Origin of the sequence: Streptomyces sp. H51 (assembly GCF_035656535.1) — a bacterium.
In the GTDB taxonomy this organism is placed as follows: domain Bacteria; phylum Actinomycetota; class Actinomycetes; order Streptomycetales; family Streptomycetaceae; genus Streptomyces.
Genome location: NZ_JAYMHD010000048.1, coordinates 113,574 through 136,492, shown reverse-complemented (window position 1 = coordinate 136,492; position 22,919 = coordinate 113,574). Strand labels below are relative to the sequence as shown.

The window sequence follows — 22,919 nt, the reverse complement described above, 5'->3', positions numbered from 1 at the left end:
CCCGGCCGGCGGACACTCTGAGCTGACGGGCCCCCGCCCATCCCAAGGGCGGCTGGGCACCGGGCACTTCGGAGGGGGCCGCGTGTCAGCGTCAGCATCGGGATCCGGATCGGAATCGGCCGGTCAAGGGCCGCCGGGGGAACCGGGGGCAGGGAGTACGGGGGGCTCAGGAGGCAGGCAGCCGGCGCTTCCGCCCGTGCCGCCCGCTCCATCCACGCCACCGGCCATGCCGCCGCCTCCCCCGCCCCCCATGCCGCCCATACCGCCAACGCCGCCCGGCTCCGGGGCTCTCGGCGGCACCCGGCGCCGAGTCCTGGCCGGCGTCGCCGCCGGAGCCGTCGTTGCCCTGCTGGCCACTCTGCTCGCCGTCCTGTGGCCCGGCGGCGCGCAGTCCGACGACCGGGCGCGGAGGGACGCTGCCGCGCGGGCCGCCGCCGAGGCGGCCGAGGACGTCACCGCCGCCTCCGTCAACCTCGCCGCGAGCGGTGCCGTCGTCTACGAGGGGAGTTACCCGGGCTCCCTCGGCGGTTCGCACACGCGGATGCAGGTGACGTCCGGCGGCACCGTGCTCTCCGAGACGACCCTCGGCGGAATGACGGTCAGGACGCTGGCCGTCGACGGCAAGACCTTCGTCAAGGCGGACTCCTCCTTCTGGCAGGGCTACGGCCGCTCCTCCGACAAGTACACGTCGAGGTACAGGAACAGGTGGGTCAAGTCACCGGCCCTGGGCGGATACGACACCAGCGCCTCCCTGCGGTCGCTCACGCCCGGCACCGTCGCCGGTGAGCTCCAGCGGGAAGCCGGCAAGCGGCTGGTGAGCCGTGGTGGGCTCTCGACCGTCGGCGGTGTCAAGGTCCGCAGATACGCGACACCCACGCGGACCCTGTACATCACGGCGCAGCCCCCGCTGCGGATCGTACGGATGGCTCCGGCGCAGGTGTCACGGCCGTCGTCCGGGGTGCCGTCGCTGCCGACCGGTGTGCCCTCACTTCCCACCGGGTATCCGTCGCCGCCCAGCGAAATGCCCTCGCCACCGAGTGACTTGTCCTCGCTTTTCAGCGATCTTCCGTCGGTGGCCCCGGTCTCACCGGCCGGCTACCGTCCCGGAGCCGCGGCAAGAGCCGGAAGCGCAACCGGCGACGCCGGCGCCTCCTACGCCCTCGACCTGCCACCGCTCGACGACACCCAGCGCAGGAGCCTCCAGGGTGAGGTCGAGAAGGCCGTGAAGGAGCTGGAGAAGTCCGTCGACCTCGGCGTCAGCTTCTCCGTCTCCGGCAACGTCACGCTCAGCCCGTGCGGCACCAGCGGTTGCGTGGCCAACGCGACGATCACCAACTCGGTCATCGCCGGGGACGACACACGGCCGGCCGGGCCGGTCTCCGCTCAGGTCACCATCAGCGTCACGCTCGACGGGCGGCCGGTGGGCCAGTGCTCCCGGTCGGTGTCCATGCCGCCCAACGGCAGCGCGAGCGTGAGTTGCCCCGGCAACTTCTACATCCCGCCGTCCCGCAATCCGAGGACGCACCTCGTGCGCGCGGAGGCACAGGCCGTGGCGCGCGCGATGGTGCAGAAGGAAGTCGAACGCGTCCTGAAGAAGGTCACCCAGGACTGGAAACGCCACAGCCCCGACTACGGCGTGCCCGGCCTGTCGTCACCCTTCAAAGGCAGCACCGACCAGCCGAACAAGTTCGCCTACCGCAACCCCGCCCTCGCCCGAGTCGATGAACCCGAACCGTCCGCTGCCGACCTCGAGGCCGCGCAGGAGGTGAGGAATCCGGATTCCGGTACGCGCGAGCACATGTACCAGAGGTGGAGCAAGTACGTGGCGAAGCAGGACGCCGCGGACAAGCCAGTGCAGCCCTGGCCCACATGGCGCAACAACTACGTGCAGAACCAGGGCAACCCCTACAAGGGCGAGGCGTTCGAAGGCGAGTTCGCTCAGGTGAACGCGCTCGAGGCGGGCGACGGCTGGCGCTACGGGGACTCCGCACAGCAGCTCACGTCCCGGGAGATGATGAACAAGATCACCGGCGTGGACCGGATGCCCGACATCGTGAACTTCGACAAGAAGGTCATGTACGAGATGAAGTACGGTTCGTCGAAGGTCAAGGCGGACCAGGTGGCCAAGGACAAGCAACTCATCGGCCAGGGCTGGCGCGTCGTCTACATCTTCTCCAAGCGGCCGTCCCGCGCCACGCGCCTGATGCTGGACGAGGCAGACATCCCCTGGAAGGTCTGGAAGGCGGTGGGTACCGCGGTGCCCTGACCGCGAAACGGGCCCCGTCCGTGACCATGACAGTGACCGGCACGGCCGCGTGCTCCAGCACGTGGTCCAGGAGGAAGAACAGGGGTCATCGGGTGACAGGCACGAGCGAGGACGACGACCGCACCGAGGCGCAGATGGCCGAGGACCGCGTGCACATGACCGAGCCCGCGCGTGCGTTCCTCGACACGTGGCTGTCCTCGATGGACACCGAACTCGACCGCTGGAGAACGGACTTCCTGCCCACCGGATTCCCCTACGACTTCACGCTCGACTCCCTGGACGCCCTGGAACCGGTCGCCCTCGGACGACTCCGGGACGAGGCGGCCGTCACCGCCGGGCACAACGCCGGCTTCACCACCGGCGCGGTGCGCTACATCGGAGAGGTGGCACGCCGCTGCGTACCGTCACGCTGGGGTTACCAGGATCGCGGAGCGGACCAACCCAGCCCCTACAACCGTGTTCCGGTCCTGCGCTCCAACACGCCCCTCGACTTCCTGCGGGTCGCGGCACCGGAGTTCAGACTGCGGCTGCTGGCCCGGGACCGGGAGCCGGGCACCCTACGGAAGATCGTCATCCCGCTCCTGACAGCCGTCGAGGAGGCCCGCGCGGCCGGCCACTAGCAGGGCGCGGCAGCGGATCAGTCCCCACCGGTCGCTCTCACCGCCGCACCGGCCCCGCTGGAAGACGCGGCAGCGGCGTGACCTGCCGACGTGCCCTGCCGAGGCCGGTGTCAATGATGATCATGCGCTCCGGCTCGGTGACGGCTGACCAGGCCGAGGCGCTGGTTGCGTGCCTCGGCCCGGACGGGTGAGGCGCTGCGGCAGGCTCACCCGCGGGAGCGCCTGCAGCAGGCCCGGCAACAGGCCGCGGAAGCCGGGCAGGAGGTCCACAAGCATGGAGAAGTTGACCGACGCAGAGGAGAAGCCCGGCAGCATATGCCCTCGGTCAGCCGCTGGCGGCTTCATCTCATATGGGGCGAAGGACACCTTCGGGATCGGTGAACGCCTCCTGGGCGAACTCCTCGAAGTCCATGTTCCCGATCGAGAGATTCCCGTGCACGTCATGCACAGCGGCCGGAGTCGTCCGAAACTCACGGACCGGCGGAGAGTCGATGAGTTCCTGGTAGTACATCGGATCGAGATCCTCGTCCTCGTGGGCAAGGTCGAGGGCGAGAAGGGCGTGGTGGGCGGACTGCATCGTGGCGCTGTCGGCGACGAAGACCACGACGAGTTCGTCGTCCGGCCTCAACGCGATGAGGACCGCTTCAGGCGTAGCCCCGGCCCACGCCGGGTCGTCGACCAGGTGAACATCGGCCTCATAGTCGCCGTCGGATCCCCACGGCCGAGAGACCTCGGCCACCACCGCCCGCCATGCCGCCTCGTCGTCGTAGTCGGTTCTGATGATCAGAGCAGCGAATTCATCGCGTCCGACGATCTCCGGCAACACGTGTACCTTCCTCCTTCGCTCGACCGCTGTGGTCAGGGGCCTGACTGTTTCACGCGGCTGTGACACCGTGGCTCTGTTCACGGGTTCGTGAAGTCAGTTGCTCACGGCATGCCCTGGTCGTGCCGCAGATGTCGAAGGTCGAGTTGTACGCCGCGATCCAGCGCGACCACCGCGAATGGCCCGGCGCTACTGACCGGCATCGCGCTCTCCTTCGCGGGGCGCCGTGGGCAAGCGGGTGACGCCGATGACGCCGAGCCACCAACGGCCCCATTGCCGGCGCGCTTTATGACGAACTCATGAGCTGGGCGCCGGACGCACTTGCCTACCGCTTCGAGCCCGAGGAACCACTTCCGTCACTGACCATGTCACACGCTTGTCGCAACATTCCTTGATTGCGGGTGCGGGGTCGCGTGAGGCCGGGGGTGACGGAAAAGGGGCCCCCGCGAGCTTCCGCTCGCGAAGGCCCCTTCGCGCCGTCGGGACGACAGGATTTGAACCTGCGACCCCTTGACCCCCAGTCAAGTGCGCTACCAAGCTGCGCCACGTCCCGGCGCGCGTCACCCGGCCGAAGCCGCGTGATCGTGCAGGTCAACCCTACCGCATACGGGCGGTCGTACCGAGCCGTCCCCGGGCGACGCCCGCGGCCGCCGGAGGCCCGGGTCCGCCCGTCCGCGTGGCGCACACCGTGACGCCGGGCCCCGGCCGGAGGCGCGCTCAGTGGGCGGCGGCCAGTTCCTGGCCGGCGCCGTCCTTCGCGCCGCTCGCGGAGCCGCGCAGCGCCGCCAGCCCGATGAAGACCGTCAAGCGGCCCATGAGCATGCCCACGATGCCGCCGAGGTTGAAGACGACCGCGAAGGTCAGGGCCGAGCCGAGCCGGTAGCCCTCGCCGCGCATCAGGGTGGGCAGCCAGGTGGCGACGCCGTGGACGAGCAGCAGCCCGCCGAAGGAGGCCGACCAGTACAGCAGAGTCTGAACCCACTCGCCGCCGCGGAACAGGCCCACCAGGGCGTCGAAGCGGTCGGCGGCCGTCTTCCTCTCGGCCGTGGCGGGCAGCCCGACGAGCCGCGGTTGCGGATCCGCTCGACACGCCCGGTCCCGTGCTCGCGTGCCCGTCCGTCGTGACGAAGTGTCCTGCGGGCGGGGCCGAGACCCCACACTCTGTCGGCACCGGCCGGGCGGGGGCGGTGGCTAGGGTCGCCCCATGACCCACAGCTTCGCTCTCCACATCCCCGACGCCGAGCTCGAGCCCGAGCCCCTCGACCCCGCAACTATCGTGTCCGGGACTCCGGAGGTGACCGGAAAGGTCGTCTGGGAGTCGCAGGACGGCCGGCAGATCCGCGGGATCTGGCAGATCACCCCCGGGGTCGTCACCGACACGGAGGCCGACGAACTGTTCGTCGTGATCAGCGGGTCGGCGACCGTGGAGGTGGAGGGCGGCCCGACGCTGGAGGTCGGGCCCGGCGACATGGCCGTGCTGCGCGCGGGCGACCGCACGACCTGGACGGTCCACGAGACGCTGCGCAAGGCGTACGCCATCAACCTCTGAGGACCACGTCGGTTCCGGGAAACGCGTCAGACTCTGCGGGACAGCAGGCGCACGCCCTCGGCAAGGGCGTCGGCGACCGCCTCCGGCGGGGTGTCCGGCGCTCCCGCCCGCCGATCCGGCCGCCGGGTGCGGGCGAGCAGCGGCAGCTCCACCTGGACGCCGCCCCCGCGGGTCAGGTTCACCGGGTTCCGCGCGTGCAGCCCGCGCAGCCCGCGCGGAATCTCCGCGAGATCGGTGACCGTCTCGAACTCCGGCCGCAGCGCGCGCAGTGCGAAGGCGAGCAGCCGGGCCGCCGACCGGTTGCCGCCGCCGAGGAAGACGGTGCGCGGCGCCGCGGCGCGCAGGTGGCCGTGCAGCGAGACCGTCACCGAGACGTGGCGGAGGAAGTCCCGCAGCAGCGCGCAGTGGTCCACGGCCATGCGCGGCGACGGGATGTGCACCGGCCGCCGCGCCCCCGGCTGGCCGAAGACGAGGCTGGTGGCGCCGCAGCGCGCGGCCAGCGACTCGGCGAGTTCGGCCGTACCCCCTTCGTTGGCGGCGTGCAGCGCCAGCAGCCCGACGCGGCTGCCCGGCGTCAGCGTGACGAGGAACGCGACGCCCTCGATCTCGACGCGCTCGGTCCGGACTCGCCCGGTCTGTCCACCCCCTGCCCGTCCACCCCCGGTCTGTCCACCCCCGGTCTGTCCACCCCCGGTCAGCTGTGTCATCACGGCTCCTCAGCTCGTCGTCGGCGCGGGCATGTTGTACGGCGTCACCACCTGCGTGGCGGACGGCAGCGTGGGTCCCGCGGGCGGCAGCGCGCCGTGGAAGCGCATCACGAGGTGGCAGGCCTCGCGCATGTCCTGGCGCAGGTCGTGGTGGAGGACGGCGGACAGTCGGTGCTCACGCAGCAGGCGCGTGTTGTCGTGGTCGAGGTCGTGCGCGACGAACACCGCGCACTCGCGGCCCAGGTCCGCGAAGGCGCGCAGGGTGGCGATGTTGCCGCCGCCGATCGAGTAGACGCCGCGGATGCCCGGATCCCGTTCCAGCGCGGCGCGCACCAGGTCGTACTGGGTGGTGTCCAGGCCCTGCCCCTCGGCGATCTCCACCAGCGCGCGGTCGGGATGGTGGGTGCGCATCACGCTGCGGAAGCCCATCTCGCGCTCCTCCTCGTTGCGGAAGAAGCCACTGCTGAGGCTGGTGAGCACGTTGCCGGGGCGGTCGCCCAGCCACTGACCCATGAGGTACGCCGCCGTCGCGCCGGCCGCCCGGTTGTCGATGCCGACGTAGGCCAGCCGCGGGGTCGCCGGCAGGTCGGTCACCAGGGTCACCACGGGGATGCCCGCGTCGGCGAGCCGGCCGACGGCGGCCGCGACCTCCGGGACGTCCGGCGCCTTGAGGATCACGCCCTGCGAGCCGCGCCGGGCGATGCGGTCCAGCGTGCGGGTCAGTTCCGCGGCCGGGCCGGTCTCCCGGAAGTGGAAGCGCGAGCGGACGACCGCCGGGTGCAGGGAGGGCAGTTCCGTCTCCAGGGCGGCGCGCACGGCGGTGGAGAACCGCTCCGGCGCCTGCATCACTATGTCGATCATGAAGGTGCGGCCGACCAGCCGGACCTGGGTGCGCTGCCGGTCCAGGTCGGCGATGGCCTGCCGGACCTCGCGGGCGGTGCTCTCCCGCACGCCGCCGCGCCCGTTGAGCACCCGGTCGACCGTGGCCTCGCTCAGGCCCGCCTGACGTGCGATCTCCCGGATGGGGAAGGGGTGGCCCACGGACGGCTCCTTGAGGGGTTTTTGATGGCTTCCTGCTGGTTGTTCGAGGGGTTTGTACTGACAAGAATGGCAGAGCCGTGTCGCTCCGCGCCCCTGAAGGGACGACGATGTCCGCGATGTTCCCGATGTCCTCGACATCCAAGGCGTCCTTGGCGTCCTTGGCGTCCTCGACGTCCTTGGCGTCCTCGACGTCCTCCCGCTCCGCGCGACGCCGGGTGTGGCTGTCCGAGCGGGACTGCGACCTCGACGCCTTCCGCGCGCTCGTCGAGACCTCCACCGACCGGGCCGACTACCCGTACGCCTCCGCCGTGCAGCGCGGCGTCCTGGTCTACGACAGCGACCGGCTGCGCGGGGCCGCCGACCTCGACGGCGTGCGGGCCGAGCTGGTCCGCGCGCTCGCCGACGGGCCCGGCATCGTGGTCCTCAAGGGCGCCTTCCCCGACCCGGCCGTCGTCGACCGGCTGAGCACCGTCTTCGACGCCCTCGTCGCCGAGCAGCGGGCCTCGGGCGCGCGGGCCGGTGACCACTTCGCCGCCCCCGGCGCCAACGACCGGGTGTGGAACGCGCTGGAGAAGGCGGCCCTCCACGACCCGGAGGCGTTCGCCGACTACTACGCCAACGACATGCTGGCGCTGGCCGCCACCGCCTGGCTCGGCCCCGCCTACCAGGTCACCTCGCAGGTCAACGTGGTCAACCCGGGCGGCGCGGCGCAGACCGTGCACCGCGACTACCACCTGGGCTTCCTCTCCGGCGAGGTGGCGGCCGGCTACCCGGCGCACGTGCACGCCCTCTCCCCCGTCCTCACCCTCCAGGGCGCGGTCGCGCACTGCGACATGCCCGTCGAGTCCGGGCCGACGATGTACCTGCCGCACTCGCAGAAGTACGAGCCCGGCTACCTGGCCTGGCGGCTGCCGGCCTTCCGGGAGTACTTCGAGGCCCACCACGTCCAGCTCCCGCTCGCCAAGGGCGACGCGGTCTTCTTCAACCCGGCGCTGTTCCACGCGGCCGGCGCCAACCGCTCCGCGGACGTCCGGCGCACCGCCAACCTGCTGCAGGTGTCCTCCGCGTTCGGCCGGGCGATGGAGACCGTCGACCGCGAGGCCGTCGTCGACGCCGTCTTCCCGGTGCTGCTCAGGCGCCGGGCGGAGGGCGCCGGGGAGGAGTGGCTGGAGAACGTGATCGCGGCGAGCGCCGAGGGCTACCCCTTCCCCACCGACCTCGACAGCGATCCGCCCGTCGACGGCCTCGCCCCGCCCGCGCAGGCGGACGTCGTACGGCGCGCCCTGCGCGAGACATGGACCCCGCAGGCCCTGCGCGACGCGCTGCGGGCCGGCGCCGAGCGGCGCGAAAGCCGACCGCGGGAACTCTGAAAGGAACTGCCCCTCATGGGACTTCTCGACGACAAGGTCGTCCTCGTCAACGGCGGCAGTCAGGGCGTCGGCGCCGCCGTCGCGCGGGCCGCGGTCCGCGAGGGCGCGGTCGTGGCCGTGACCGGGCGGCGCACGGCACCGGGCGAGGCACTGGTGACCGAGCTGACCACCGCCGGCGGCAAGGCCACCTTCGTACGGGCCGACCTGTCCGACGCCGAGCAGGCGCGGTCCGCCGTCGGCGACGTGGTGGCGGTGTACGGCCGGGTCGACTGCCTGGTCAACTCCGCCGGCCTGACCTCCCGGGGCACGCTCCTGGACACCACGCCCGCCCTGTTCGACCAGCACATCGCGATCAATCTCAGGGCGCCGTTCTTCGCGATGCAGGCGGCGGTGGCGGACATGCTGAGCCGCGGGGCGCCGGGCACGATCGTCAACATCATCACGTCCTCGGCGCACGGCGGGCAGCCCTTCCTCGCGCCGTACGTCGCCGCCAAGGCCGGTCTCATCGGCCTGACCCGCAACGCGGCGCACGCCCACCGCTGGGACCGGATCCGCGTCAACGGCCTGAACATCGGCTGGACGGCGACCGAGGGCGAGGACGCGACGCAGAAGAGGTTCCACGGCGCCGGGGACGACTGGCGCGAGGAGGCCGCCGCCAAGCTGCCGATGGGCAAGCTCGGCCAGCCGGACGAGATCGCCGACTTCGTGGTCCTCCTGCTGTCGGACCGGTCGGGCGTGGTCACCGGATCGGTGATCGACTGGGACCAGAACGTGCTCGGCGGTCTCGACTGACCTCCCCCGCCCGACTCCCCCCGCAACGACCCGCACCCAAGGAGCAACACCCCCATGCGCATCGGAATCCTCGGCCTCGGCCGCATCGGCGCCTTCCACGCCGAGACCCTCTCCGGACTCGACGCGGTGGACTCCCTCGTCGTCTCCGACCCGTTCACCCAGGCCGCCAAGTCCGCCGCCGAGCGGTTCGGCGCCGAGGTCGCGGACTCCCCCGAGGCCGTGCTGGCCGCCGGGGTGGACGGCGTGGTGATCGCCGCCGCGACCGACGCCCACCCGGGCCTGATCCTGGCCGCCGTCCAGGCCGGTGTGCCCGTCTTCTGCGAGAAGCCCGTCGCGAAGACCATGGCCGAGGGCGTGGAGGTCCTCAAGGCCGTCGAGGACGCCGACGTGCCGATCCAGATCGGCTACAACCGCCGCTTCGACGCCGGTTTCGTCGCGGCGCGGGCCGCCGTGCACAGCGGCGAGCTGGGCACGCTGCACACCGTGCGGTCGACCACCCTGGACCCGGCGCCGCCGCCGGCCGCGTACGTCGCCGCCTCCGGCGGCATCTTCCGCGACTGCTCGGTGCACGACTTCGACATCATCCGCTGGGTGACCGGCCGCGAGGTGACCGAGGTGTACGCCGTCGGCGGCAACCGGGGCGCCGACTACATCAAGCAGGCGGGCGACGCCGACACCACCGGCGCGATCCTCACCCTCGACGACGGAACCATCGCCGTGGTCTCCAACTCCCGCCACAACGGGCGGGGTTACGACGTCCGGATGGAGATCCACGGTTTCGCGGACTCCATCGCCGTCGGCCTGGAGGACAAGCTGCCGCTGCGTTCCGTCGAGCCCGGCGCGGCCTTCCCCGCGGGCACCCCGCACGACTTCTTCATGGACCGCTTCACCGAGGCCTACCGCGCCGAACTCACCGCGTTCACCGAGGTCGTGGCCGGCACCCGGACCTCCCCCTGCACCGTCGCGGACGCGCTGGAGGCCGGCTGGATCGCGGAGGCGTGCACCCTGTCGCTGCACGCGCACCGGCCGGTGACGATCGCCGAGGTTCGCGCCGGCTGAGGCCGGGCGGCGTGGCCGCCCTCCCGGAGTGCGTCTACGGTCTTGTGGTCCGCCCGCACGGCGGCCACGAGACCGTCCGCGCACCACCGACCGAGGAGCGACGACCATGACCAGCGGCCACGCCGTCCACCGACCTGCCCTGTTACCCGACGGGTCACCCGGCCCCGGCCGGCGCCGTGTGGTCGTGATCGGCGCGGGTCCCGGAGGCCTGACCGCCGCCCGGGAACTGGAGCGCGCCGGACACCGGGTGACCGTGCTGGAGGAGGGGGACGAGGTGGCCGGCAAGTGCCGGAGCGTGCACGTCGACGGCCTGGCGTACGACCTGGGCGGCCACATCTGCACCAACCGGTACGAGCGGTTGGCGGAGTTGGTGACCGAGCTGGGCGTCAAGACGGAGCGCACCACCCGCTACCGCGTGCTGAACGTCGCGGAGCGCACCGCGAGCCGGCAGACGATGCCGTTCCTGCGCGACGAGGCGTTCGCCCGCTACCGGGCGCTGCGCGAGCGCGAGTTCCCGCGCGTCGCCGAACCCGGGCTCGCCCACTCCGCGAAGGCGCTCGCCGCTCCGGTGGGACGGTGGCTCGACGAGCACCGCCTGCGGTCCATGGCCGAATCGTTCGGCACCGGGTACACGGCGGCCGGCTACGGCCACCTCGACGACGACGTGCCCGCGCTGTATTTCGTCAAGTACGCCGAGATGACGGGGCTGTTGTCCGAGGGGCCGGAACTGCTGGGCCACCCGGGCACGTTCACGGTCGTCGGCGGGTTCGCCACCCTGTGGACCCGCGTCGCCGAGGGGCTGGAAGACGTGCGCTGCGGGGTGCGGGTCGGGTCGGTCGAGCGGCACGCGGACGGGGTGCGGGTGCACACCGACGGGGCCCCGGTGGACGCCGACGACCTGGTGCTCGCCGTCCCCCTGGACCGGATCCTGCCGGTCCTGGACGCCACCGACGAGGAACGCGACCTCGCCGCGCGGATACGCAGCAACGCCTACCACACCACCCTCGCCACCGCCCCCGGCCTGCCGGAGGACGCCTTCTACTTCCTCGACCGCCACACGGCGACCCGCGAGACGGCCGGCCACTGCGTGGCGTACCACCACCGCTACCCCGGCAGCGACGTGCGGACCTTCTACTCCTACGGCCGTCCCGAGGACGTCGCCGCGCTGCTGCCGGACGACGTCGCCGAGCTGGGCGGCCGGCTGGAGCGGGTGCACCTGCGGCGCCGGTGGGCGTTCATGCCGCACTTCGGCGGCGACGACCTGGCGGCCGGCGCCCTGGACCGGCTCGCGGCGCTGCAGGGCCGGACGCGCACGTACCATGTCGGCGGCCTGCCCGCGTTCGAGCTGGTCGAGTGCGTCGTCGCGCACGCCCAGGACCTCGTCCGCCGCCGTTTCCCGGCGGCGGACGGCACACCGACCCGGCGGGAGGACACTCCCGCCACGACCGAGGAGGAACGCACCGCATGAGCGGACCGGACCGGGAGCCCCTGCGCATCGGAATCCTGGGAGCCGCGCGGATCACCGGGCGCGCGCTCGCCGGTCCGGCCCGGGCCGGCGGCCACCGCCTCGTCGCGGTGGCGGCCCGGGACCGCGCCCGGGCCGCGTCCTTCGCCGCGGAGCACGGCGTGGAGCGGGTGCTCGGCTCGTACGCCGGCCTGCTCGCCGACCCCGAGGTCGAGGTGGTCCACAACCCCCTTCCAACGGCCTGCACGGGCCGTGGAACCTCGCCGCCCTCGCGGCCGGAAAGCACGTCCTGACCGAGAAGCCGTCGGCGAGCGACGCCGAGGAGGCCGCCGAGGTGCGGCGGGCCGCCGCGAAGGCCGGCACGGTGTTCCTGGAGGGCTTCCACTACCTCTTCCACCCGGTCACCCGCCGCCTGCACGAGATCCTGGCGAGCGGCGAACTGGGCGAGCTGCGGCGGTTCGAGGCCCTGGTCGCGACGCCCGCCCCGCCGGACGGCGACCCGCGCTGGTCGCTGCCGCTGGCCGGTGGCGCCCTGATGGACCTTGGCTGCTACGCCCTGCACGCCGCGCGGATGCTCGCGCCCCTGGCGGGCGGCGCGCCGCGGCTCGTCTCCGCGCGCGGCGGCGAGCGCGGGGGCGCGCCCGGCGGCGACGAGTGGCTGGACGCCGAACTGGCCTTCCCCGGCGGGGCCACCGCCTCCGCGCGCTGCCACATGGCTTACGGGGAGCTGGAGATGAGCTGCCGGATCGTCGGCAGCCGCGGTGAGGCGGCAGCCCCGAACTTCGTGCTGCCGCACCGGGACGACCGGGTCGTGGTACGCACCGCGGACGGCGAGCGGACGGAACGGCTCGGCACCCGGTCGTCGTACGCCTACCAACTGGACGCCTTCGCCGCCCGGGTACGCGACGGGGTGCCGCTGCCGCTGGACGCGGACGACGCGGTGGTGACGATGACGCTGATCGACGACTGCTACCGGGCAGCGGGCTTCGCACCCCGGCCGCGCACGGACACCGGACGGACAGCCGCACGACCGACGGCCGCATGCCCGACGGCCGCGTGACCGATGGCCGCATGTCCGACGGCCAGGTGACCAGCAGCCGCTTGACCGGCGACCGCGTGGCCGACGGCGCGGCTGCCGCCCGGATCGTTCCCGCGCAGGTCACCGACATCCAGCAGGCCCTCGACGAGCACGCCCGCTACTGGGGCGCACGGGATCTGCGGGCGCTGCATCTGCTGCCGCTGGTGCACGAGTTCGGGCGGACCTGTCTGGTCGCCCGGTCGGACGACGGCGTCCTCGGCTACCTGATCGGCTTCGTCACCCCGGACGGCACCGGGTACGTGCACCTGGTCGCGACCCGCGACGACGCCCGCGGCGCCGGGCTGGGCCGCGCCCTGTACGCGGCCTTCGCCGAGGCCGCGGGTGAGCAGGGCGCCGTCCGCCTGAAGGCGATCACCACGGTGGGCAACGAGGGCTCCCTCGCCTTCCACCGCGGCCTGGGCTTCGACGTCCGGGTCGTGGAGGACTACAACGGTCCCGGCCGGCCACGGGTCGTCTTCACCCGCCCCCTCGCGGGCCTCACCGCCGGCCGGTGACGCGCCGGGGCGGCCGGCGCGTCACCGGTACAGCGGCGGCCGCTCCACGAGTTCCACCTCGGCCCGGCCGCCCTGGTCCAGGGCGCGCACGCCGGCCTCGCTGACCGCCGCCGCGGCGTAGCCGTCCCACGCGCCGGGGCCGGTGACCTCGCCGCGGCGGGTGGCGTCCACCCAGGCCTGGACCTCGCGGTCGTAGGCGTCGGCGAAGCGGTCGAGGTAGTCCTGGGCGATGGTGCCGCCCCAGCGGCCCGCCATGTTGGTGACCATGGCGTGGCCGTCGCCGATCCGGGCGGTGCCGCGTTCGCAGACCGCCTCGGCCTGGACCTGGTAGCCGAAGCCGCAGTTGACGAAGATCTCCACGTCGACGACCGCGCCGCCGTCGGTCTCGAACACCACGAACTGCGGGTCCTGCATCCCGTCCGGGGCGTTCGCGGACGGCGTCGGGCGCAGCACCGTCACGGCCGTGATCTCGTGGCCGAGCAGCCAGCGCGTGACGTCCATCTCGTGCACGACCGAATCGTTGACGAGCATCTCGCTGCGCCAGCCGGGCGGGGAGGCGACGTTGCGGTGCCGGTGGTGCAGCAGCAGTGGCCGGCCCAACTGGCCGCTGTCCAGGAGGGCTTTGAGTTTCAGGTACTCGGCGTCGTAGCGCCGCATGAAGCCGACCTGGACCCGGCGCCGGCCCAGGGACTGCTCGGCTTCGAGCACGCGCAGGGCGGAGGCGGCGTCCGGGGTGAGCGGCTTCTCGCACAGCACGGGCAGGTCGTGCGCGAACGCCGTCAGCAGCGCCGCCTCGTGAGCGGGCCCCGGGGAGGCGATCAGCACGGCGTCGACGTCGTCCGCCGCCATCGCGGCGGCCGGATCGGTGTACGGGGTGCAGCCGTCGACGCCGGCCGCGACGGCCTCGGCGCGTTCCGCGTCGACGTCGACGACGGCGGTCACCCGGGCTCCACTGGTGACCTGCTGGATCCGGCGGACGTGGTCGGCGCCCATCCTGCCGGTGCCGACGACGGCGACGCGCAGTGTGCCGGGCTGAGCCATGGTCGTCCCCCTTCGGACGGTCGGGCGGTCGGGCGGTCAGGCGCCGCAGGACCTCAGGAACTTGCGGGTGCGTACCGCGATGGGCAGCGGCCTGTCCGGCTCGCAGGGGTACATGTCCTGCTCGACGATCGCGAAGAGGTCCACGCCGAGCCGCTGCGCCGCCTCCAGCACCGGACCCAGCTCCGGTACGCCGGAGGGCGGTTCGCACATCACGCCGCGCTGCACGGCCGGGCCGAACGGCACCTCGTTCGCCCGCACGTCGGCGAGGATCTCCGGGTCGACCTGCTTGAGGTGCAGGTAGCCGATGCGTTCGCCGTAGGTCTCGATCAGCTTGACGCTGTCGCCGCCGCAGTAGGCGTAGTGCCCGGTGTCGAGGCAGAGGTTGACCAGGTCGGAGTCGGTCGAGTCGAGGAAGCGCTCGACGTGCGCCTCGGTGTCGATGTGGGTGTCGGCGTGCGGGTGGACGACGATGTCGAGGCCGTAGGTCTCCTTCACCTCGTGGCCGAGCCGTTCCATGCCCTTGGTGAGGTGGCCCCACTGCTCGCCGGTCAGCTCCGGGGGCTCCAGGATCTCGGCGGTCCTGTCGTCACGCCAGAAGGACGGGATGACGACCAGGTGCTCGGCGCCCATGGCCCGGGTGAGCGCCGCGACCCGGCTGACCTGCTCCCAGGTGCCGTCCCATTCGGCCGGGCCGCGGTGCAGTCCGCAGAAGATGGTGCCGGCGGAGACCTTCAGGTTCCGCTTGTTCACCTCGTCGGTGAGCCGGGCCGGGTCGGTCGGCAGGTAGCCGTAGGGGCCGAGCTCGATCCAGGAGTAACCGGCCTCGGCGACCTCGTCCAGGAAGCGTTCCCAGGGCACCTGCAGGGGGTCGTCGGCGAACCAGACGCCCCAGGAGTCGGGGGCGGAGCCCACCCGGATGCGGTCCAGCGCTGCGGGCATGTCAGGACTTCCCTTCGGGTGCGGCCGCGCCGGGTGCGGTGAGGGCGTCCTTCTCGGGGAGTTCCTCGACGTCGACTCCGCGGACCTGTGCGAGCTCGTGCTTGAGCGCGGCGAGTTCGGCGCCGCCGGCCATGTGGTTGGTGAGTTCCTCGAGGCTGACCTGGTCGCGGGACGCGGACATCTCCAGGGTGCCCAGGCGCAGCACGCTGAAGTGGTCGCCGACCATGTAGGCGTGGTGCGGGTTGTGGGTGATGAAGATGACGCCGAGGCCGCGGTCGCGGGCGGCGGCGATGTACTTCAGCACCACACCGGACTGCTTGACGCCCAGGGCGGCGGTCGGCTCGTCCAGGATCAGCACGCGGGCGCCGAAGTAGACGGCGCGGGCGATGGCCACGCACTGGCGCTGGCCGCCGGAGAGGGTGCCGATGGGCTGCTCCAGGTCGTCCAGGACGATGCCCATCTCGCGCAGCTCGTGGTCGGCCGTCTGCTTCATCTTCTCGATGTCGAGGCGGCGCAGCGGCCAGCGGCCCTTGGTCATCTCCGAGCCGAGGAAGAAGTTGCGCCACACCGGCATCAGCGGGACGACCGCGAGGTCCTGGTAGACGGTGGCGATGCCCTTGTCGAGCGCCTCGCGCGGGGTGGAGAAGCGCACCGGGGCGCCGTCGACGAGGAACTCGCCCTCGGTGTGCTGGTGCAGACCCGAGATGATCTTGATGAGGGTGGACTTGCCGGCGCCGTTGTCGCCGAGCACGCAGGTGACCTGGCTGGGGTACACCTTCAGGTCGACGCCGTGCAGGGCGCGGATGTTGACGTAGGACTTGCCCGCGCGGCGCAGTTCGACGATCGCCCCGTCCCCGTCGTCGGCGGCGGTGTCGGCGGTGATGGCGCCGTGGGTGCCGGCTTCGTCGGCTGTCGTCATGTCGGTCACCTCCGGGTCGCCGTGCGCTGGATGTACAGGTTGATCAGCACCGCGCCGAGCAGCATCGCGCCGAGGAACGCCTTGAACCAGTCGGGGTTCCAGCCGGCGTAGACGATGCCCTGCTGCACCATGCCGAACATGAAGGCGCCGAAGACCGGGCCGATCGCCGAGCCGGCGCCGCCGGTCAGCAGGCAGCCGCCGATCACGGCCGCGGAGATGTAGATCAGCTCCTGGCCCACACCCTCGCCGGACTGCACGGTGTTGAAGGTGAAGAGCTGGTGCATGCCGACGAACCAGGCGCCGAAACCGACCAGCATGAACAGCGAGATCTTGGTGAAGTTCACGGGTACGCCGACGGCCCGCGCGGACTCCTTGTTGCCGCCGACGGCGAAGATCCAGTTGCCGTACCTGGTGCGCAGCAGCACCCAGGTGGCCAGGGCGGCGAAGACCAGCCAGTAGACCACGGTGATCTTGACCTGGACGCCGCCGACGTCGAAGGTCGACGCGAAGATCTTCTTCGCCTGGTCGAAGCCGTCCATGTCGCTGATGTCGTCGGTGGCCACGTTGCCGGTGACCAGCTTGGTCACCGCGAGGTTGACGCCCTGCAGGATCAGGAAGCTGCCCAGGGTGATCAGGAAGCTGGGCAGGCCGGTCCTGACGACCATCCAGCCGTTGAAGAAGCCGACCGCGAGGGACACGGCGAGCGCGAGGACGACGCCGACCCAGACGTTCACGGTCAGCTGGTAGCTCAGCATGCTCGCGGTCAGCGCCGAGGTGATCACGGCGACACCGGACGACAGGTCGAACTCCCCGCCGATCATCAGCAGCGCCACCGGAAGCGCCATGATGCCGATGGTCGACGACTGGTAGAGCACGTTCGCCATGGAGGATCCGTCGCGCACCGGCGGGGCGGTGACGAGGAAGAAGACGTACACCGCGACGGCGCCGAGGAGGACGCCCACCTCGGGGCGGGCCAGCAGCCTGAGCGCCAGGGGGCGACGGGCGGTGCGCCCGTCGGTTTCCTTGCCGGGGCCGGAGGCCGGCGGTGTGGTCACCGCCGGCTCGGCATCCTGGGTCGTACTCATCACCGAGTGCCCTTCGCGGCGTACTTGGCGACCGCGTCGACGTTGGACTTGTCCACGAAGGCGGGACCGGTCAGCACGGGCTGCTCGCCGCCGCCCATGTAGTTGCCGTTGTTCTTGTACAGCCACAGCGAGTCGATCGCCAGGTAGCCCTGGAGCCAGGGCTGCTGGTCCACGGCGAACTCGATGGTGCCCTTGCTGATGGCGCCGGTCAGGTCCTTGTTCAGGTCGAAGGTCGCGATCTTGGCCTTGCTGCCGGCGTCGGACACCGACTGCACCGCGGTCAGCGCGAACGGGGCGCCGAGGGTGGCCACGTAGTCGATGGACTTGTCCTGCTTGAGCTTGGCGGTGATGGTCGACTTCACGGACGGCATGTCGGTGCCGTTGACGTACAGCACGTCGGTCTTGCCGGAGAAGGTCTTCTTCAGTCCGTCGCAGCGCTGGGTCAGGCCGACGTTGCCCTGCTCCTGGACGACGCAGACGGCGTGCTTGGCCTTGAGTTCGTCGAGCTTCTTGCCGAACGCCTCGCCGGCCACGGTCTCGTCCTGGCCGAAGAACTCCATCAGGCCGAGCTTCCTCCAGTCGCTGACCCCGGAGTTCAGGCCGACGACGGGTATGTTCGCCTGGGTCGCCTTGGACACGACGTCCTTCATGGCGTCGGGCTTGGCGAGGGTGATGGCGATGCCGTCGACCTTCTGGTCGATGGCGTTCTGGACCAGGGTGGCCTGGGCACCGGCGCTGGGGTCCGCGGAGTAGACGAGCTTGATGTTGTCCTTGGCGGCGGCGGCCTCGGCGCCCTTGCGGACGATGTCCCAGAACGTGTCACCGGGCGACTGGTGGGTGACCAGGGCGACCGTCATACGGGGCGTGGTGGCCTTGCCCGCGGAGGCGCCGCCCGCGCTCTCCTCGGCCTTCTTGCCGCCGGAGCTGCTGGAGCAGCCCGCGACGGTCAGTGCCGCCGCAGCTGCCAGGGCCACCGCGGGGGCCAGTCTGCGGGAGAGAGAAGAGCGTTCCATCTGTCCTGCACCTCACTGTGCGACGGGGGGAGACGGGGATGCCGGCGGATCGTCGGGATCCGGGGCCCGGACCTGCGGTGCAGCTCCGGGTCGTGAGCCGCGGAAGCGGCTGTCGTGCTGGGACGGGATCCAATCCCTTGACGCGCTCACTGTCAATACTTTGTTAAGACATCATTTCACTTACAGGTCCGAATGTCCGTACAAACTATTGACAGCGTCGGCCACGGCGGCCTACACCTGGGAGGCGGGAGGCCCACGGGCCCCCGCGTCCCCAGGACAGCTCGAGGAGCGTCGCGCATGGCTGAGCCGTTGGAGTCCGTCGTCCAGTCCTTCGACTTGATCACTATGGGCCGTCTCGGAGTCGATCTCCATCCTATGCAGCCGGGCGTGCCCCTCACGCATGTGGAGACCTTCGGCAGGTTCCTCGGCGGCTCGGCCGCGAACGCGGCGGTCGCCGCCGCCCGGCTCGGCCGGCGCACCGCGCTGATCAGCCGCACCGGGAACGACCCCTTCGGCGCCTGTCGGCACCGGGCGCTGCGGGATCCCGGCGTCGACGACCGCTGGGTGACGCCGGTGGACGCCTACCCGACACCGGTGACGTTCTGCGAGATCTTCCCGCCGGACGACTTCCCGCTGTCCTTCTACCGGCAGCCCAACGTGCCCGACCTGGAGATACACGCCGACGAACTGGACCTGTCCGTCATCCGCGCGGCCCGCATCCTGCGGATCACCGGCACCGGGCTGCCGACCGCGGCGGAGGTCGGCGACCTGCCGGCCCGCGCCGCCGCCTGACCTCCCCGAACGGAGCTTCCGTCTTGACCATCAGCATCCCCGACCTCGTCTCGGTCAGGGCCCGGCACCCCGAGGCCGTCGCCGAGGCCGCCGCCCGCCGGGTGCGCCGGCCCCTGCTCGGCGACAGCGGCCGCCTCATGATCGTGGCTGCCGACCACCCGGCGCGCGGCGCCCTCGGCGTGGGCGGCCGGCGCCTGGCCATGGCCAACCGGGCGGATCTGCTGGAACGTCTCTGCACGGCGCTGTCCCGGCCCGGCGTCGACGGGGTGCTGGCCACCGCCGACATCCTGGAGGACCTCCTGCTGCTCGGCGTGCTGGAGGACAAGGTCGTCATGGGCTCCATGAACCGCGGCGGCCTCGCGGGCGCGGTCTTCGAGATGGACGACCGCTTCACCGGCCACCGCGCCGAGGACATCGCCCGGCTCCGCTTCGACGCCGGCAAGCTGCTGCTGCGCGTCGATTACGACGACCCGGGGTCGCTGACCACCCTGGAGTCGGCCGCCCGCGCCGTCGACGCGATGGCCGCGCACCGGCTCCCGCTGTTCGTGGAGCCGTTCGTCTCCCGCCGTGTCGAGGGCCGGGTGCGCAACGACCTGTCCGCCGAGGCCGTCACCCGGTCCATCGCCATCGCCTCGGGACTGGGCGGCACCTCCGCCTACACCTGGCTGAAACTGCCCGTCACCGAGGACCCCGACGACATGGGCGAGGTGCTGGAGACGTCCACCCTGCCGGCCGTCCTGCTCGGCGGCGAGGTGGGCGACGACCAGGAAGGCGCCTACGAGCGCTGGCGCAAGGCCCTGCGGCTGCCCACCGTCATGGGCATGGTCGTCGGCCGTTCGCTGCTGTACCCGGCCGAGGGCAGTGTGGAGAGCGCGGTCGACACGGCCGTGGGGCTGCTGTGAGGCGCCGCCGTGCCGCGCCCCGTGCCGCGCCCCACGGTCCCGCCCGCCGGCCCACCCGCCGGCCCACCCGCAGATCCGCCCGCCGACCGACCGCCGACCGCCGACCGCCCGTCGTGACCCGGAGGAACCGATGACGTATCACCTTCCCGCCGGAGAGGCCGGCAGCGGCCCGTACGCCGTGGACGTCAGCCCCGAGAAGGCCGGCTGGGGCTACTCCAGCCTGCGCGTGCTCCGGCTGCCGCCGGGCGGCACGCACACCTTCGACACGGGCGACAGCGAGTGGATCGTGCTGCCGCTGTCCGGCGGCTGCACCGTAGCCGCCGACGACGACTTCGGCCACGACACCTTCGAACTCACCGGCCGCGACAGCGTGTTCACGGCCGTCAGCGACTTCGCCTACGTGCCGCGGGACGCCCGGGTGACCGTCTCGTCCCCCGGCGGCGGGCGGTTCGCGCTCACCGGGGCGCGCTGCACCCGCCGGCTGCCCGCCCGCTACGGGCCCGCCTCGTCGGTGCCGGTCGAACTGCGCGGCACCGGCAACAGCAGCCGCCAGGTCAACAACTTCGGCGCGGCAGGCGCCTTCGAGTGCGACAAGCTCATCGCGGTCGAGGTGATCACCCCGGGCGGCAACTGGTCGTCGTTCCCGCCGCACAAGCACGACGAGCACCGCCCCGGCGAGGAGTCGGTGCTCGAGGAGATCTACTACTTCGAGTTCGCCGCCCACGACGCCGTCCCCGGCCTCGGCTACCAGCGCGTCTCGCCCTCCGGCCACGGCCGGGGCACCGACGTCCTGGCCGAGGTGCGCGACGGCGACGTCGTCCTCGTCCCGGACGGCTGGCACGGGCCGTCGATGGCGGTGCCCGGCCACCACATGTACTACCTCAACGTCATGGCGGGGCCCGAGGCCGAGCGCGCCTGGCTGATCTGCGACCACCCCGATCACGCCTGGATCCGCGACACCTGGCCCGAACAGCCCGTCGACCCCCGTCTCCCCCTCTACACGGCACCGGAGAAGTCCTGATGAGCACCCCCACCCGCCGCCTGACCGTCGCGCAGGCCCTGGTGCGCTTCCTGTCCGTCCAGTACACCGAGCGCGACGGCGTACGGCGCCGGCTGATCGCCGGCACCTGGGGCATCTTCGGGCACGGCAACGTGGCGGGCATCGGCCAGGCCCTGGTGGAGGCGGGCATCGGGCCGGACGCGGCGATGCCGTACCACCAGGGCCGCAACGAGCAGGCCATGGTGCACGCGGCCGTCGGTCACGCCCGGCAGCTCAACCGCCTGTCCGCGCAGGCCGTCACCACCTCCATCGGCCCCGGCGCCACCAACCTGGTCACCGGGGCCGCGCTGGCCACCGTCAACCGGCTGCCGGTCCTGCTGCTGCCCGGCGACTACTTCGCCACCCGCGCCGCCGACCCGCTCCTGCAGCAGCTGGAGCACCCCACCGAGGCCGACGTCTCGGTCAACGACACCCTGCGCCCGGTCTCCCGGTACTTCGACCGCGTCACCCGCCCCGAGGCGCTGATCCCCTCGGCGCTGAACGCGGTGCGCGTCCTCGCCGACCCGGCCGAGACCGGCGCGGTGACGCTGGCCCTGCCCCAGGACGTGCAGGCCGAGGCGTACGACTGGCCGGAGGAGTTCTTCGCCGAGCGCGTGTGGCACGTGCGGCGGCCCGCGCCGGACCCGGCCGAGCTGGCCGCGGCCGTCGACGCGATCCGCGCGGCGCGCCGCCCGCTGATCATCGCGGGCGGCGGCGTCCACCACAGCGAGGCCGAGGAGGCGCTGAAGGCGCTCGTGGACGCCACCGGCATCCCCGTCGCCTCCACCCAGGCGGGCAAGGGCTCGCTGCGCCACGACCACCCCGCCGACCTCGGCGGCATCGGCCACACCGGCACGGCCGTCTGCGACGACGTCGCCCGCACCGCCGACCTGGTGATCGGCGTCGGCACCCGGTACACGGACTTCACCACCGCCTCCGGCACCCTCTTCCAGAACCCGGACGTGCGGTTCGTCAACCTCAACATCGCCGCGTTCGACGCCCACAAGCTGGCCGCGCGGACCGTGGTGTGCGACGCGCGGGCCGGTCTGGAGCGGCTGACCGAGGCGCTCGCCGGGCACCGCGTCGACGCCGGCCACGAGGCCGGGTACCGGGCCGGCAAGGAGCGCTGGGAGCGGGTGGTGGAGGCCGCCTACCGCTCGGACGACGACAGCGCCGTGCCCACCCAGACGCAGGTGCTCGGCGCGCTGGACGCGGTCGTCGGCGACGACGACGTGGTGATCAACGCGGCCGGTTCGCTCCCCGGCGACCTGCACAAGCTGTGGCGGGCGCGCGGTCCGCGCCAGTACCACCTGGAGTACGGCTACTCGTGCATGGGCTACGAGATCCCGGCCGCGATCGGCGTCCAGCAGGCCGCGCCCGGCACCCCGGTGTGGGCGCTGGTCGGCGACGGCACCTACCTGATGATGCCGACCGAGATCGTCACGGCCGTGCAGGAGGGCCTGCCGGTCAACCTGCTGCTCGTGCAGAACCACGGCTACGCCTCCATCGGCGGTCTGTCGGAGAGCGTCGGCGGCGAGCGGTTCGGCACCGCCTACCGCTACCGCGCCGCCGACGGCACCTTCACCGGCGACCCGCTCCCGGTCGACCTGGCCGCCAACGCGGGCAGCCTCGGCATGGACGTGCTGCGCGCCGGGACGGTCGGCGAGCTGCGCGCGGCACTCGCCGCGGCCCGCGCCTCCGACCGGCCGACGTGCGTGTACGTGGAGACCGGCACCGCCGGCCCGGCCGCTCCCCCGGCCGAGGCCTGGTGGGACGTGCCGGTCGCCGAGACCGCCTCCCGCGAGGCCGCGGTGCGGGCCCGCGAGGCGTACGACCGCCAGGTCGCCGACCGCCGCCACCTCTGAACTCCCCGTCCAAAGGAGGCCCTTCGGTTTCCCCAGCCA

Annotated in this window: 19 protein-coding genes, 1 tRNA gene and 3 pseudogenes; 13 read left to right on the top strand and 10 right to left on the bottom strand. The window is 72.3% G+C overall.

Features of this window, described 5'->3' with window-relative positions:
- Positions 1-250 precede the first annotated feature (250 nt).
- Positions 251-2,266 carry a hypothetical protein gene (locus tag VKA29_RS14205; RefSeq protein ID WP_324785870.1) on the top strand — a complete coding sequence of 672 codons (2,016 nt, stop codon included), beginning with the start codon at positions 251-253 and terminating at the stop codon, positions 2,264-2,266.
- A gap of 92 nt (positions 2,267-2,358) precedes the next feature.
- Complete coding sequence (locus tag VKA29_RS14200; protein ID WP_324785869.1) at positions 2,359-2,886, top strand: hypothetical protein; 528 nt, start codon at positions 2,359-2,361, stop codon at positions 2,884-2,886.
- A gap of 346 nt (positions 2,887-3,232) precedes the next feature.
- Here the strand turns inward: VKA29_RS14200 and VKA29_RS14195 are convergent, their stop codons facing one another.
- The 3 genes and pseudogenes from VKA29_RS14195 to VKA29_RS14185 form a co-directional block, all read right to left on the bottom strand.
- Positions 3,233-3,712, bottom strand: a complete 480-nt coding sequence (locus VKA29_RS14195; protein ID WP_324785868.1) for a DUF6924 domain-containing protein — start codon at positions 3,710-3,712, stop codon at positions 3,233-3,235.
- A gap of 476 nt (positions 3,713-4,188) precedes the next feature.
- Positions 4,189-4,262, bottom strand: a tRNA-Pro gene (locus tag VKA29_RS14190).
- A 260-nt stretch (positions 4,263-4,522) separates the two neighbouring features.
- A pseudogene (locus VKA29_RS14185) lies at positions 4,523-4,771 on the bottom strand (MFS transporter); the annotation flags it as partial.
- Between the two features lie 142 nt (positions 4,772-4,913).
- Between VKA29_RS14185 and VKA29_RS14180 the strand changes: the two are divergent.
- Positions 4,914-5,258, top strand: a complete 345-nt coding sequence (locus VKA29_RS14180) for a cupin domain-containing protein (protein ID WP_324785867.1) — start codon at positions 4,914-4,916, stop codon at positions 5,256-5,258.
- A 26-nt stretch (positions 5,259-5,284) separates the two neighbouring features.
- Here the strand turns inward: VKA29_RS14180 and VKA29_RS14175 are convergent, their stop codons facing one another.
- Positions 5,285-5,965 (bottom strand): poly-gamma-glutamate hydrolase family protein, encoded by a 681-nt coding sequence (locus VKA29_RS14175; RefSeq protein ID WP_324785866.1) that lies wholly within the window; start codon positions 5,963-5,965, stop codon positions 5,285-5,287.
- 9 nt (positions 5,966-5,974) lie between these two features.
- Positions 5,975-7,006, bottom strand: a complete 1,032-nt coding sequence (locus VKA29_RS14170; RefSeq protein ID WP_324785865.1) for a LacI family DNA-binding transcriptional regulator — start codon at positions 7,004-7,006, stop codon at positions 5,975-5,977.
- A gap of 125 nt (positions 7,007-7,131) precedes the next feature.
- Between VKA29_RS14170 and VKA29_RS14165 the strand changes: the two genes are divergently transcribed.
- The 6 genes and pseudogenes from VKA29_RS14165 (at position 7,132) to VKA29_RS14140 (ending at position 13,285) form a co-directional block, all read left to right on the top strand.
- Complete coding sequence (locus VKA29_RS14165) at positions 7,132-8,376, top strand: phytanoyl-CoA dioxygenase family protein (RefSeq protein WP_420718491.1); 1,245 nt, start codon at positions 7,132-7,134, stop codon at positions 8,374-8,376.
- Positions 8,377-8,391: 15 nt separating this feature from the next.
- A complete protein-coding gene (locus tag VKA29_RS14160; RefSeq protein WP_324785864.1) occupies positions 8,392-9,168 on the top strand; it encodes an SDR family oxidoreductase in 777 nt (258 codons plus the stop codon).
- 54 nt (positions 9,169-9,222) lie between these two features.
- Complete coding sequence (locus VKA29_RS14155) at positions 9,223-10,227, top strand: Gfo/Idh/MocA family oxidoreductase (protein WP_324785863.1); 1,005 nt, start codon at positions 9,223-9,225, stop codon at positions 10,225-10,227.
- A gap of 106 nt (positions 10,228-10,333) precedes the next feature.
- Positions 10,334-11,695 (top strand): protoporphyrinogen/coproporphyrinogen oxidase, encoded by a 1,362-nt coding sequence (locus VKA29_RS14150; protein WP_324785862.1) that lies wholly within the window; start codon positions 10,334-10,336, stop codon positions 11,693-11,695.
- Positions 11,692-12,752 (top strand): annotated as a pseudogene (locus VKA29_RS14145) (Gfo/Idh/MocA family protein). Before VKA29_RS14150 ends, VKA29_RS14145 begins: the two are co-directional and overlap by 4 nt.
- 11 nt (positions 12,753-12,763) lie before the next feature.
- Positions 12,764-13,285, top strand: coding sequence for a GNAT family N-acetyltransferase (locus VKA29_RS14140; protein WP_324785861.1), 522 nt, complete (start codon positions 12,764-12,766; stop codon positions 13,283-13,285).
- Positions 13,286-13,306: 21 nt separating this feature from the next.
- On the opposite strand, the gene VKA29_RS14135 is transcribed toward VKA29_RS14140, so the two are convergent.
- The 5 genes from VKA29_RS14135 to VKA29_RS14115 are packed head-to-tail and all read right to left on the bottom strand — an operon-like array spanning position 13,307 to position 18,282.
- Positions 13,307-14,326, bottom strand: a complete 1,020-nt coding sequence (locus VKA29_RS14135) for a Gfo/Idh/MocA family oxidoreductase (protein WP_324785860.1) — start codon at positions 14,324-14,326, stop codon at positions 13,307-13,309.
- A 36-nt stretch (positions 14,327-14,362) separates the two neighbouring features.
- On the bottom strand, positions 14,363-15,265 hold the full coding sequence (locus VKA29_RS14130) for a sugar phosphate isomerase/epimerase (RefSeq protein WP_324785859.1): 903 nt from the start codon (positions 15,263-15,265) through the stop codon (positions 14,363-14,365).
- A 1-nt stretch (position 15,266) separates the two neighbouring features.
- Complete coding sequence (locus VKA29_RS14125) at positions 15,267-16,193, bottom strand: ATP-binding cassette domain-containing protein (RefSeq protein ID WP_324785858.1); 927 nt, start codon at positions 16,191-16,193, stop codon at positions 15,267-15,269.
- A complete protein-coding gene (locus VKA29_RS14120; protein ID WP_324785857.1) occupies positions 16,190-17,269 on the bottom strand; it encodes an ABC transporter permease in 1,080 nt (359 codons plus the stop codon). Before VKA29_RS14120 ends, VKA29_RS14125 begins: the two co-directional genes overlap by 4 nt.
- Positions 17,269-18,282 carry a sugar ABC transporter substrate-binding protein gene (locus tag VKA29_RS14115; protein WP_324785856.1) on the bottom strand — a complete coding sequence of 338 codons (1,014 nt, stop codon included), beginning with the start codon at positions 18,280-18,282 and terminating at the stop codon, positions 17,269-17,271. The genes VKA29_RS14120 and VKA29_RS14115 overlap by 1 nt, the downstream gene beginning before the upstream one ends.
- Positions 18,283-18,579: 297 nt before the next feature.
- Between VKA29_RS14115 and VKA29_RS14110 the strand changes: the two are divergent.
- The 4 genes and pseudogenes from VKA29_RS14110 to iolD all read left to right on the top strand — a co-directional run.
- Positions 18,580-19,071, top strand: a pseudogene (locus VKA29_RS14110) (PfkB family carbohydrate kinase); the annotation flags it as partial.
- Positions 19,072-19,097: 26 nt separating this feature from the next.
- Positions 19,098-19,976 (top strand): Cgl0159 family (beta/alpha)8-fold protein, encoded by an 879-nt coding sequence (locus VKA29_RS14105; RefSeq protein WP_324785855.1) that lies wholly within the window; start codon positions 19,098-19,100, stop codon positions 19,974-19,976.
- 130 nt (positions 19,977-20,106) lie between these two features.
- A complete protein-coding gene (iolB, locus tag VKA29_RS14100; protein ID WP_324785853.1) occupies positions 20,107-20,997 on the top strand; it encodes a 5-deoxy-glucuronate isomerase in 891 nt (296 codons plus the stop codon).
- Positions 20,997-22,880 carry a 3D-(3,5/4)-trihydroxycyclohexane-1,2-dione acylhydrolase (decyclizing) gene (iolD, locus tag VKA29_RS14095; protein ID WP_324785852.1) on the top strand — a complete coding sequence of 628 codons (1,884 nt, stop codon included), beginning with the start codon at positions 20,997-20,999 and terminating at the stop codon, positions 22,878-22,880. The genes iolB and iolD overlap by 1 nt, the downstream gene beginning before the upstream one ends.
- The last annotated feature ends 39 nt before the right edge of the window (positions 22,881-22,919 follow it).

Bases quoted from the DNA above. Each gene is read 5' to 3' on its own strand.
- VKA29_RS14120 (WP_324785857.1), bottom strand. From the start codon at position 17,269: ATGAGTACGACCCAGGATGCCGAGCCGGCGGTGACCACACCGCCGGCC.
- VKA29_RS14140 (WP_324785861.1), top strand. From the start codon at position 12,764: ATGTCCGACGGCCAGGTGACCAGCAGCCGCTTGACCGGCGACCGCGTG.
- VKA29_RS14180 (WP_324785867.1), top strand. From the start codon at position 4,914: ATGACCCACAGCTTCGCTCTCCACATCCCCGACGCCGAGCTCGAGCCC.
- VKA29_RS14175 (WP_324785866.1), bottom strand. From the start codon at position 5,965: ATGACACAGCTGACCGGGGGTGGACAGACCGGGGGTGGACAGACCGGG.
- iolB (WP_324785853.1), top strand. From the start codon at position 20,107: ATGACGTATCACCTTCCCGCCGGAGAGGCCGGCAGCGGCCCGTACGCC.
- VKA29_RS14205 (WP_324785870.1), top strand. From the start codon at position 251: ATGCCGCCCATACCGCCAACGCCGCCCGGCTCCGGGGCTCTCGGCGGC.
- VKA29_RS14130 (WP_324785859.1), bottom strand. From the start codon at position 15,265: ATGCCCGCAGCGCTGGACCGCATCCGGGTGGGCTCCGCCCCCGACTCC.
- VKA29_RS14160 (WP_324785864.1), top strand. From the start codon at position 8,392: ATGGGACTTCTCGACGACAAGGTCGTCCTCGTCAACGGCGGCAGTCAG.
- iolD (WP_324785852.1), top strand. From the start codon at position 20,997: ATGAGCACCCCCACCCGCCGCCTGACCGTCGCGCAGGCCCTGGTGCGC.
- VKA29_RS14115 (WP_324785856.1), bottom strand. From the start codon at position 18,282: ATGGAACGCTCTTCTCTCTCCCGCAGACTGGCCCCCGCGGTGGCCCTG.
- VKA29_RS14150 (WP_324785862.1), top strand. From the start codon at position 10,334: ATGACCAGCGGCCACGCCGTCCACCGACCTGCCCTGTTACCCGACGGG.
- VKA29_RS14135 (WP_324785860.1), bottom strand. From the start codon at position 14,326: ATGGCTCAGCCCGGCACACTGCGCGTCGCCGTCGTCGGCACCGGCAGG.
- VKA29_RS14155 (WP_324785863.1), top strand. From the start codon at position 9,223: ATGCGCATCGGAATCCTCGGCCTCGGCCGCATCGGCGCCTTCCACGCC.
- VKA29_RS14165 (WP_420718491.1), top strand. From the start codon at position 7,132: ATGTCCTCGACATCCAAGGCGTCCTTGGCGTCCTTGGCGTCCTCGACG.